Origin of the sequence: Runella defluvii (assembly GCF_014195535.1) — a bacterium.
GTDB classification, from domain to species: domain Bacteria; phylum Bacteroidota; class Bacteroidia; order Cytophagales; family Spirosomataceae; genus Runella; species Runella defluvii.
Window position 1 is genome coordinate 36,958 of record NZ_JACIBY010000010.1, and the last position, 12,111, is coordinate 49,068.

The 12,111-nt window shown below is 45.0% G+C and carries 6 protein-coding genes; all 6 read left to right on the forward strand.

Annotation, left to right across the window (positions count from 1 at the left end):
- Entirely contained in the window at positions 1 to 891 is an 891-nt protein-coding gene (locus FHS57_RS20885; protein WP_183977093.1) for a TolB family protein, read from the forward strand.
- A 236-nt stretch (positions 892 to 1,127) separates the two neighbouring features.
- A complete protein-coding gene (locus FHS57_RS20890) occupies positions 1,128 to 1,466 on the forward strand; it encodes a PadR family transcriptional regulator (RefSeq protein WP_183977096.1) in 339 nt (112 codons plus the stop codon).
- The gene (locus FHS57_RS20895) at positions 1,466 to 4,096 is read left to right on the forward strand and encodes an ABC transporter permease (RefSeq protein WP_221225690.1); all 2,631 of its coding nucleotides are present in this window, start codon (positions 1,466 to 1,468) and stop codon (positions 4,094 to 4,096) included. The genes FHS57_RS20890 and FHS57_RS20895 overlap by 1 nt, the downstream gene beginning before the upstream one ends.
- 13 nt (positions 4,097 to 4,109) lie before the next feature.
- Complete coding sequence (locus FHS57_RS20900; protein ID WP_221225691.1) at positions 4,110 to 6,722, forward strand: ABC transporter permease; 2,613 nt, start codon at positions 4,110 to 4,112, stop codon at positions 6,720 to 6,722.
- A gap of 13 nt (positions 6,723 to 6,735) precedes the next feature.
- The gene (locus FHS57_RS20905) at positions 6,736 to 9,327 is read left to right on the forward strand and encodes an ABC transporter permease (protein ID WP_183977098.1); all 2,592 of its coding nucleotides are present in this window, start codon (positions 6,736 to 6,738) and stop codon (positions 9,325 to 9,327) included.
- Positions 9,328 to 9,497: 170 nt separating this feature from the next.
- Positions 9,498 to 11,927, forward strand: coding sequence for an ABC transporter permease (locus FHS57_RS20910; protein WP_183977100.1), 2,430 nt, complete (start codon positions 9,498 to 9,500; stop codon positions 11,925 to 11,927).
- The last annotated feature ends 184 nt before the right edge of the window (positions 11,928 to 12,111 follow it).

The window sequence follows — 12,111 nt, forward strand, 5'->3', positions numbered from 1 at the left end:
ATGATTAAAACCCTTCTCTTTTTTAGTGCCCTTTGGGTAAGTGATCTCGTTTTTGGTCAATCGAAACCGGACCCGAAATACTTCAATGAGGTGCCTCCTGATACAAATCCTAAGGTATTTGCACCGGGCAGGATTTCAAAAGAAAATGAATTTGAATTCGGTTCTGTTTTCTCTAACGATAGAACTGAGTTTTACTACGGCGTAGAAATAGCCGGTAAAGCAGAAACCCGTATGATGAAATTTGAAAATGGAGGCTGGAGCTCTGCCGTTACCATTCTTTCTCACGAAGTTTACAGTTACAATGACCCTTTTCTGACACCTGACAACAGGAAGTTATTCTTCATCTCCGACCGGCCACTGTCAGGCTCAGGGCCCAAAAAAGATTATGATATTTGGTATGTTGAACGCCAAGCCGGCACTTGGTCTGAGCCAAAGAACGCAGGCAGAAACATAAACACGGACAAGGATGAATACTACATTTCTTTTACGAAATCAGGTAAAATGTATTTCTCCTCTAACAAACCGGACAAAAATGGAGTGAATAATTTTGACATCTATTCCTCTGAATTAAAAGATGGAGATTTTCAACCACCCGTCAAATTAGGCGTTGAAATAAATACAAGTTCGTATGAGGCCGATGTTTATGTTGCCCCTGATGAATCTTATGTGGTATTTTCAGCCAACCGCCCAGGCGGATTGGGACAGGGGGATCTATACGTAAGTTTCCGCAAAAAAGACGGAACCTGGTCACCTTCAAAAAGCTTAGGAAATACCATCAATACCGAAACTGACGACTTTTGCCCTTACGTAAGCCCCGATGGACAGTATCTTTTTTACGCCAGCAGGAAAGATATTTATTGGGTGTCAACTGATGTATTTAAGAAGTTGTAATGTAATCCCATTAAAATAGGCTATCCTAAATCCTGTCAAAAACAAGGTATAAGTCTGCTTGTTTTTTCCCTTCTTTTGTCTCACTTACCTTGTCCGCTTTGGTACGAATACTGTCCAAAAGCGGACATTTTTATTTTTCATTTTACGTAAAAGGACGCTGGAAAGACCCGATTTAAGGGTTGTCTTTCGTTGGCACGGCATTTTATCGACATTATCGGAGGAAATAAATTAATCCAATGAAACGAACCTTTTTGGGAGAATTTGAAGAAATCGTTTTGCTAACGGTGGCTATTTTGGGCGAGGAAGCCTACGGCGTGACCGTCACGCAAGAGCTGGAGCAAAAAACGGGACGCTCGGTGGGGTTTAGCACCGTGCATACGACCCTGCAACGCCTAGAAGAGAAGGGATTTCTGGCTTCTCAGATGGGCGGTGCGACGGCCGAGCGCGGTGGACGTCGCAAACGGTTTTTTACGGTGACGGCTGCAGGAAGAAAAGCACTGGTAGAAGTCAAACAAGTGCGAGAAGAGCTTTGGGGAGCTTTGCCCCCTCAAACCTTGCAATTAATGGGAGGCTAATGGGCTTACGTAACACCACTCCCACGCCACCGCGCTGGGTCAGAACACTGCTGAGATGGTGGGCCGACCCCAACACTTCGGAAGAAGTAGAAGGTGATTTATTGGAATTATACAACTATTGGGTAGCAGCCGTTGGCGAGCGAAGCGCCAATTGGAAATATACCTTGAATGCCATCAAACTTTTACGTCCGTTAGCGAAAGACAAACGGGCTCACTATCCAAGAACCTATTTATACAGTCCAACGATGATACGCAATTATTTCAAAATCGCTTTTCGTAACCTTCTCAAACACAAGGGATATTCGTTTATAAATGTCGCAGGCTTGGCCATGGGTATGGCCGTGGCAATGCTCATTGGGCTTTGGGTCTGGGATGAGGTATCATATAACAAACAGTTTGGAAATTATGACCGTATTGTTCAAGTAATGCAACACCAAACGTTTGATGGTCAGGTGAATACCCAAATGGCGAACCCCTATTTGATGGGGGAAGAAATCCGAAATAAGTACGGCAATGATTTTAAATACATTGTGATGTCGTCGTGGACAAACGGCCATATTTTGGCCTACGGTGATAAAAAACTGACCAAAACGGGCAATTATTTTGAGCCAAGCATTACCGAAATGTTGAGCCTTCAAATGCTGAAAGGTTCTCGGGCAGGCTTGAACGACGTCAATTCGATTCTTTTGTCTGAATCGGCGGCAAAAGCGTATTTCGGCAGTGAAGACCCGATGGGTAAAGTGATGAAGATAGATAACAAAAACGACGTTAAAGTAACGGGCGTTTACAAAGATTTGCCTTATAACTCCGATTTCAAAGATTTGACATTTCTCTTGCCATGGTCGTTGTACCTTAGCAGTCAGTCTTGGATCAAAGAAATGACCAACCCGTGGCGCAGCAATTTTACCCAAACCTACGCCATGCTGGCCGAGCACGCTGATATTGACCAAGTTTCGGCCAAAATTAAAGACGTCAAACTACACAAAGTGCGTCCCGAAGAACGGGCCTTTAAGCCCGTGGTGTTTTTGCATCCGATGCGTAAATGGCATTTGTTTTCAGAATTCAAAGATGGAGTTAACATCGGCGGTCGCATTGAATTTGTGTGGTTATTTGGCATTATTGGCGGGTTTGTACTGCTGTTGGCCTGCATTAATTTTATGAACCTCAGCACGGCGCGTTCCGAAAAACGCGCCAAAGAAGTAGGCGTTCGCAAAGCGGTAGGTTCGGTACGCGGACAGTTAATCAACCAGTTTTTGAGTGAATCGTTGTTAGTAACGCTCATTGCCTTGGGCGTAGCTATTTTGTTGGTACAGCTTGCTTTGCCCATGTTTAATGAAGTAGCAGACAAAAAGATGGTCATATTGTGGCAGGAGCCGCTGTTTTGGCTGTCGGCAATTGGTTTTACGGTGCTCACGGGCATCATTGCGGGGAGTTATCCCGCGTTTTATCTATCGTCGTTTCGGCCTGTGCAGGTTTTGAAGGGTACATTTCGAGTGGGGCGTTTTGCGTCGGTGCCGCGTAAAGTACTGGTAACGGTTCAGTTTACGGTGTCGGTGGCCTTGATGATTGGAACGATAGTTGTTTTCCAACAGATAGATTTTGCCAAAAAACGTCCCGCTGGCTATGCCGTTGATAAGCTTCTTTTTGTGCCTATTTCAACCCCCGATTTGGCCAACAAATACGAAGTAGTGCGCAATGATTTACTAAAAACGGGTGCTATCGCCGAGGTATCCGAATCTTCGAGCCCAATTACGAGCGTTTGGGCAATTAATAACGGCTACAGTTGGAAAGGCAAAGATCCAGGCATTCAAGGCAATTTTGCGGCGGTGTCGGCAACGCACGAATTCGGGAAAACCATTGGGTGGGAGTTAAAAGAAGGCCGTGATTTCTCACGGGAGTTTCCGACCGACTCTACTGCGATGATTCTCAACGAAACGGCCGTAAAGTTTATGGGATTGAAAAAGCCTGTTGGAGAAATTGTAAAAATCGACGACAAAGTGTTTCACGTCATTGGGGTGGTCAAAGACATGGTGATGCAGTCGCCATACCAGCCCGTTTTTCGTACCAGTTTTGTGTTGGACTACAAAGACGTTAGTATCATCAACATTAAAATCAACGCTACGACCAGCACAAGCGATGCCTTGGCCAAAATCGAGACCGTTTTCCGCAAGCACAACCCTGCCGCACCGTTTGAGTATCAATTTATTGATGAGGAATACGCCAAAAAATTCACCGATGAAGTTCGCATCGGCAAGTTAGCCACGTTCTTCGCCATTTTGGCCATATTCATTTCTTGCTTGGGATTGTTTGGGCTGGCGAGCTTTGTGGCCGAGCAGCGCACGAAGGAGATTGGTATTCGGAAAGTATTGGGCGCTTCGGTGTCCAACTTATGGGGACTTTTATCGAAAGAGTTTGTGATTTTGGTCGTGGTAGCCTGCGTTATTGCGGGGCCAATAACGTGGTATGGGATGAACAACTGGATACAAAAATTTGACTACCATACCGAGATTTCATGGTGGGTATTTGTGTTTACGGCGATTTTGGCCGTTGGCATTGCTCTCCTAACGGTCAGTTTTCAAGCTATCAAAGCGGCGATGATTAATCCCGTAAAATCCTTAAAATCTGAATAAACACCACCCATTTATGCAGCACACGCCACCGCGCTGGGTCAGGACACTGCTGAGATGGTGGGCCGACCCCAACACTTCGGAAGAAGTTGAAGGCGATTTATTAGAATTGTACAACTATTGGGTAGGGACTTTTGGCCAGCGAAGCGCCAATTGGAAATATACCTTGAATGCGTTGAAACTTTTACGCCCATTTGCCAAAGACAAACGGTCTCAGTATCCCACAACCTATTTATACAGTCCAACGATGTTACGTAATTATTTCAAAATCGCCTGGCGAAATTTGGTCGCAGGAAAAGGCATTTCTTTTATCAATATTACTGGCTTGGCCATCGGCATGGCGGGTACGTGCTTGATAGCATTGTGGTTGCAAAATGAGGTCAGTTTTGATACTTTTCACACAAACAAAGACCGTATTTACCAAGTATATGGCTTAGCGGCCAACGTTGATGGGGAAGCGTATGCCATTCCTGTGACGTCGCAACCGCTAGGGCCAACCCTAAAAAAGGAGTATCCCGAAGTAGAAGCCTTTGCTCGCGTGAAGGGAACCAACAGTTTTTTGATCACAGCCAACGATAAAAGCATCTCAGGGGTTGAAGGAAACATTGTTGACCCTGATTTTTTTCAATTATTTAGTTTTCCTCTGCTGCAAGGTGGAGAAATGAAGCAGTTAGTTCATCCAAATTCCATTGTCATTACCGAAAAGTTGGCTAAAAAGCTTTTTGGAACCAAAGAGGTGCTAAACAAAACTGTTAAAATTGATGCCTCTGACAATTTTACGGTGACAGGTGTCTTGAAGGATTTACCTTCCAATACGGACTTTCATTTTGAGTACCTACTGCCTTGGGATTACCTAAAAAAACGCGGCGACGGGTCGATCAATGAAAGCTGGCTCAGTAACAATACCCCAACGTATCTGCTCTTAAAACCTAACACCAATGTAGCGGCTTTTGACGCAAAAATCAAAGACTTAACACGGCGCTACGCAGGGCGCAACGATGTTTGGACTCATTTTGTATTTCCACTCGACCGCTGGCATTTGTACGATGAATTTAAAAATGGGCAATCGGTCGGTGGGCGCATTGATATGGTGCGAATGTTTGGGTTGATTGCTGCTTTTATTTTGTTGATTGCCTGCATCAATTTTATGAACCTCAGCACGGCTCGTTCCGAAAAACGTGCCAAAGAAGTGGGGATTCGGAAAGCAGTAGGGGCTGGCAAAGGGCTGCTCGTGGGCCAATTTATGATGGAAGCCTTCATGACAGCGGGCATTGCGGGGGTTCTTGCATTGTTGATTGTCCAATTGGCACTACCTTCTTTCAATACGCTCATCAATACCGAACTCATCATTCCCTATTCCAATGTTTCATATTGGGTTTGGGTATTGGCCTTTTTGGTATTCACAAGTTTGTTGGCAGGGAGTTATCCTGCGTTTTACTTGTCGTCTTTTAACCCCATTGGAATTTTTAAAAAACAATTCAAAAAGAGCCAAGCCGCTGTGTCGCCGCGTAAGTTGTTAGTAGTGACGCAGTTTACGTTTGCTATTTTGCTCATCATTTCTACTTTGGTGGTGAGAAACCAGATACAACACGCGCAGAATAGGGCAATGGGGTATTCAAAAAATAACTTGATTCACGTTCCTTTTGTGGGTGATATTGATAAAAACTATGCATTGCTCAAGCAAGAGCTGCTCCGTTCGGGCAGTGCCGCCTCGGTGACCAAAACCATGAACCGGCTCACTGAAAGTGGCTCACGGACGTGGGGGTTACGATGGGCAGGTGAAGCGCCCAAGGACACGAACACTGCCCTTACGTTATTCAGTGCCGATGCAGACTTTGTTAAAACCGCAGGGCTACAGTTGGTAGAAGGACGAGACATTGACATCACGAAATACCCTACAGATAGTTTTTCGGTGCTTTTGAACGAAACGGCGGTTAAGTTGATGGGCTTTCAAAACCCAATTGGTCAACTCCTGTTTAGTAAATCTGGGAAAACCCAGTGGAGAGTAGTGGGAGTGGTGAAAGATTATCTGACGGGATCGCCTTACGAAGAGATACCTCCTACGGTGATTGAAGGCCCTGGGGCGTGGTTCAATACGATGCACATCAAATTAAACCCTAATCGCCCTACGGCAGATAACCTTGCTACTGCCGAGCAGATTTTTAAAAAGTTCAATGCGGCGTATCCATTTGATTATCAATTTATAGACCAAGAATACGCCAGTCAGTTTGAAAATGAACAACGGCTTAAAACCCTCTCGGGGCTCTTTGCGGTTTTAGCCATTTTTATTTCGTGTTTGGGATTATTCGGATTGGCTAGTTTTGTGGCAGAACAACGCACCAAAGAAATCGGGATTCGTAAAGTGCTGGGTGCATCTGTTCCAAATCTTTGGGGGTTGCTCTCGAAAGAATTTATCGGATTGGTAATGGTTTCGCTCGTCATTGCTTCGCCCGTCGCGTATTATTTTGCCAATGGTTGGTTGCAACAATACAGCTACCGTACCGAGATTTCGTTGTGGGTGTTTGTGTTTACGGCGATTTTGGCCGTTGGCATTACACTTCTAACGGTCAGTTATCAAGCCATGAAAGCCGCAATGGTCAACCCCGTGAAATCCTTAAAATCGGAATAAACGCCACCCATTTATGCAGCACACGCCACCGCGCTGGGTCAGGACACTGCTGAGATGGTGGGCCGACCCCAATACCTCGGAAGAAGTTGAAGGTGATTTATTAGAATTATACAACTATTGGGTAGCTACCGTTGGCGAACGCAAAGCCAATTGGAAATATACCTTGAATGCCTTGAAACTTTTACGCCCATTTGCCAAAGACAAACAATCTCAGTATCCCACAACCTATTTATACAGTCCAACGATGATACGTAATTATTTCAAAATCGCTTTTCGTAATGCGCTGAAATACAAATTGTTTTCTTTTATCAACCTGCTTGGCCTGAGTCTTGCGTTGCCGTCGGCACTAATGGCGTTGATTCAAATCGTTTCCTATTACGAATACGACAATTTTCACCAAGACAGCGACCGCATCGTCCGAATCATCACCGATGAAAAGCAAGAAGATGGAGAAATGACGCACTGGGCGTCAAGTCCCGTAGCGTTGGGGAAATACATCAAGGAAAAATGGGTGGGTGTCGAACAATCCACGACGCTTGTGCGTGATTCTAAATGGGTGTTGAGCAGTGGAATCAAAACAAAAAACGTACGGGCGATTTACGCCGACGCGGCCTTTTTTCAAGTCTTTCATTTTCCTTTGGAAAAAGGGAGCTATCCCGTAGAAGCCCATACCGTGGTGCTTACCCACGAAACTGCCGAGTGGTTTTTTAAAGAAGTAAATCCAATCGGGCGTATTTTGGAACACCCTACCTACGGTGGTTTTAAAGTAGTAGGCGTTCTCAAGCCTTTTAACCAGCAAAAAACGCAGTTCAGAACCGATGTGCTGGTGCCTTTAGCGGGGTACTCGAACGGTAGTGATAAAGCAAAAGAATGGTCGGAATTAAATGCCCATACCTTTGTCAAACTATCGAAAGGGCGGAGCATCGCGTCATTTAACAAACAATTGGGCGCAACTTCGAGCGAAGTCAACAAATTACTGAACGCAGCGGCGGGAAAGGGTTTGGCTTTTCAGGCACAGACCTTGGGTGACATTTCTCCGTCGGAAAATGAGTTAAAAAACGACCCGTACGTTCAAGACGTCCGAAGCATTTACATCAATTTTGGGTTTCAGTTAATTATTCTTGTTCTCGCAGCCTTAAACTACATCAACCTTACGCTGGCTCGTTCGATGAACCGAAGCCGTGAAGTAGGCGTGAGAAAAGTAGCGGGAGCGACCAAGTCGCAAATCATTTTTCAGTTTTTGACCGAATCGGTGCTGATTTCGTACCTCGCACTGGGCATGGGTTTGTTTTTACTGTGGATGATAAAAACGTTTATTCACGTTTCGTGGCTTACGTGGGAGATTGACCATTGGGAATACCTTATCTTGCTGTTTTTGGCCTTTAACTTCGTTTTGGGAATTGTTGCGGGGGCTTCTCCTAGCCTTGTATTGTCGTCCTACCAGCCTGTCAAAGTACTAAAAGGCACTATTTCGCCCGCGAGTTTTGGTAAAATCGGTTTTCGTAAATCGCTGATAATTGTTCAGTTTACGATTGCACTGGTGTATATTTTCTTCATTGGGCACGCCTACCACCAAATAGAGTACATGGCGAATGACAACGTAAATTACCAGCGCGAAAATAGGCTGAACATTCACCTGACAGGAACGTCGAACGAGCGTTTTGCGGCGGAGGTAAGCACCGTCAAAGAAGTGGAAAAAATCGGCTACACGTCGCTGAGTTTTGGCAATACTCCGCCTTACATCGAAATAAAAAACACCAAAAATGACGCCCCAAAGCCCGCGTTTTTTTACGCGGCTGACCGCCAGTTTATCGACAACATGGGGTTAAAAATAGTAGCTGGCAAAAACCTGCCCGAAACCAAGTCCGAAATGGCTTTGCCCATGGTGGTAGTGAATCAAAAAGCGGTAGAGCATTTGCACTTAGGGGCTGACCAAGAGGCGATTGGCAAACTCATCGTTTTGAACGATACCGTTTCGGCAACGATTGTTGGGGTGGTGGCCAATTTTTGTCACTACGATTATGAGCACAAAATCGAACCCGTCGTGTTTCAGTACCAGCCTGCTGCGTTCAGGGTTATGTGCCTGACAACTTCGCCTGCCACCGACCGAGCATCTTTGGAAGCTACCTTGGCCTCGCTTTGGAAAAAACACCATCCGTACGTCGAAATGAATGCGTCGTGGCTTGATACCGACATGTATGAGCGTTACTATCCCTACGAAGACATGCAGTTTGCGGGTATGCAGAGCATTGTCATTTTTGTGGTAGCGATTCTAGGACTGATTGGCATTCTGACGTACAGTTTAGAAAAACGAACCAAAGAAATTGGTATCCGTAAAGTAATCGGGGCTACTGCGGAAGAAGTGATGAGGCTGTTGGCCGCCGATTTTATCAAACTCCTCAGCATTGCGGCTGTTGTGGCAGTTCCGCTGGGAGTGGCGATAGGGCTGTACATGAATAGTTACCTTGTGTTTCATAACGGCGTTAGCTATTTCACGATGGCGGCTCTTCTTTTAGTTGTTTTGGGCGTTTCGTTGGCCATCGTGGGTTATTTTTCATGGCGAGCGGTACAAACCAATCCCGCTAAATCATTGAAGTCGGAATAAACACCACAATGTCCTATGCCGTACAAATGTGTACGAAAACGGACATTTATGGTTGAATTTTTCTTTTCTATAATACTGATAATCAGTGTTTTATTTCATTTCTTGGTAGTTGGCAAACTATTTGACGGTTTTTTAGGAAAAGTATTCTGTAAGAACTGAGACTAGAACCTATGCTAAAGAACTACTTCAAAATCGCGTGGAGAAACCTCTCAAAAAATCGTGTCTATTCGGTCATTAATGTGGCGGGATTGGCGATTGGTGTGGCGGCAGTTGTGCTGCTCTTTTCCTTAATTCATTTTGAACTGAGCTACGATACATTTCACGAAAAAAGTGATCGCATTTACCGCATTGTTCGGACCAATACCTACGCCGATGGGAATGTAGAACATACGTCGGGAGCGCCCTTGGCCATGGTGGATGCCTTGCCGCAAGACATTCCGCAGTTTGAAAAGGTAGTGCCTTTGTGCGGAACGATTGACCCGCAGATTACGGTGCTTGGCAACGACGCCAAAAGCACCAATACTTCCGTGAAATTTAATGAAGAAAAACAGGGGATTTGTGCAGGCCCTGAGTTTTTCGACGTATTTGATTATCAGTGGCTTATCGGGACACCTCAGGTGCTGAAAGAGCCTAATGTGGTAGTGTTGACCAAAAAATACGCCAATAAGTACTTTGGAAATTATACGGATGCCGTAGGAAAATACGTAAAAGTCAACAACGTAGTAACGATGCGCGTGGCAGGTATCCTGGAGGACGTACCCCTCAACACCGACTTCCCCGTCAATATCCTTTTTTCGTACGAATCAAAGCGGAAAAACCCTGCCACCTTTGGTTTCGGTACGTTTGACAATTGGGGCTCTACCAGTAGCATGGATAATATTTACGTGTTGATGCCCAAAGGATTTTCAGCCGAAAACGCCAATAAATTGTTAAAAACTTTCGGTCAAAAACATTATAAAGACGATACAAACGATAAAAAAGAACATGCAATCGTAGCGTTATCAACGGTGCATTACGACGACCGTTATGGCAATTTCAGCGACCGTGTTGTTTCCAAAAACAAGCTTATCGGGGTGGCACTTGTGGGCGTATTGATTATTTTGATGGCTTGCATCAATTTTATCAACATCTCTACGGCCATTGCCAGCAAGCGCGCCAAAGAAGTGGGTGTTCGCAAAACCCTCGGCAGTGCCAATCGTCAGTTGGTCAGTCAATTTATGATTGAAACCGTGGTGGTAGTCGGCATTGCGATAGGGTTGGGGCTGGCCTTGGCGTCGATGGCATTGCCCTTGCTTACGCAGTTATTTGACTTTCCGAGCGAGGCCAGGCCTTTTTCAGAGCCCATTCTTTGGGTATTTGTGGGGGTGTTGTTCTTTGTGATTAATAGTTTGTCAGGCATTTATCCTGCGTCGATTCTTTCGTCATTTTCACCGTTGGATGCGTTTCGGCAAAAAGCCAAAACCAATTGGACAGGGCGGGTTTCGTTGCGTCAGGGGCTGATTGTTTTCCAATTTACGATTGCCTTGGTGATGATTTTTGGCACCATTGTCAACTTTCAGCAGATGGAGTTTATCAGTAAAATGGATTTAGGCTTCAAAAAAACGGGCGTATATACCTTGGCGATGGACGTGGAGTACCGAAACCGTTATGACCTCTTTCGCAACCGTCTCAAGCAACTTTCGGAAGTAGAAGCGGTGTCGTTTTCGAGCGATGAGCCTTCTTCACAAAACAACTGGCAGGTGAATTTTTCATACGATAATTCGCCGAAAGATGCTCCTTTTAACTCTGATTTGAAACTTGCCGATGGCGACTATGCCGCTACTTATGGCTTAAAAATCATTGCAGGTAATCCGTATTTGGTGAGTGATACTTTGCGTAAAATCATTGTGAATGAGACCATTTTGAAAAAATTAAACGTCAAAAATCCTGAACTCGCCATTGGTAAAATGGTCAGAGTAGGAGGGTGGGAGCCCGCGCCGATTGTGGCAGTCGTCAAAGACTTTCAGGTGGGTAGCGCCCGCGATGCCATACGCCCCGTGATGATTGCCAAATTAGAAAAATACCACTGGAGAAGTGGAATCAAGATAACGTCGGCCAACCTCACCGAAACCGTTGCCAAAATCGAAAAGATTTACAGCGAGGTCTTTCCAGAAGTAGTATTTAACGGAAATTTCTACGAGGATAAACTGGAGAAATACTATAAAACCGAGCAACAACTGGGCTTGTTATACCGCATTGCTTCGCTGCTTTCTGTTTTCATTGCCTGTTTGGGCGTATTTGGATTGGTGACATTTGTGGCCGAACAGCGCGTTAAGGAAATCGGTATTCGGAAGGTGCTGGGAGCCACCGTGAGCCACATCACCCTGATGATTTCCAAAGATTTTATCAAACTGGTGGTGGTGTCGATGTTCATTGCATTTCCCGTCGCTTACTACTTGATGAAGCAGTGGCTCGATGATTTTGTGTATCGAACGACCATCGAATGGTGGTATTTTATCGCCACGGGTATCATTGCCCTCGTCATTACGTTTGCATCGGTAAGTTACCAGTCGATTCGGGCGGCGTTGACCAATCCTGTTAAGAGTTTGAAGTCAGAATAAAGAACGCATCAATTGCGGCTATATCCACCGGTTACCGAGGAAAGAAACATTCTTCGGTAACTTTTTTTTTACTCATGCAACGAATGCCCTCCGAAATACATCTTTATCCCAACAGCCATTTTTTAAGATTCTTTAACAGCCCCCCAATAAAGTTTGAAGTAGCTTTGTGTACTTAATTTTTACA

Bases quoted from the DNA above. Each gene is read 5' to 3' on its own strand.
- FHS57_RS20905 (WP_183977098.1), top strand. From the start codon at position 6,736: ATGCAGCACACGCCACCGCGCTGGGTCAGGACACTGCTGAGATGGTGG.
- FHS57_RS20885 (WP_183977093.1), top strand. From the start codon at position 1: ATGATTAAAACCCTTCTCTTTTTTAGTGCCCTTTGGGTAAGTGATCTC.
- FHS57_RS20895 (WP_221225690.1), top strand. From the start codon at position 1,466: ATGGGCTTACGTAACACCACTCCCACGCCACCGCGCTGGGTCAGAACA.
- FHS57_RS20910 (WP_183977100.1), top strand. From the start codon at position 9,498: ATGCTAAAGAACTACTTCAAAATCGCGTGGAGAAACCTCTCAAAAAAT.
- FHS57_RS20890 (WP_183977096.1), top strand. From the start codon at position 1,128: ATGAAACGAACCTTTTTGGGAGAATTTGAAGAAATCGTTTTGCTAACG.
- FHS57_RS20900 (WP_221225691.1), top strand. From the start codon at position 4,110: ATGCAGCACACGCCACCGCGCTGGGTCAGGACACTGCTGAGATGGTGG.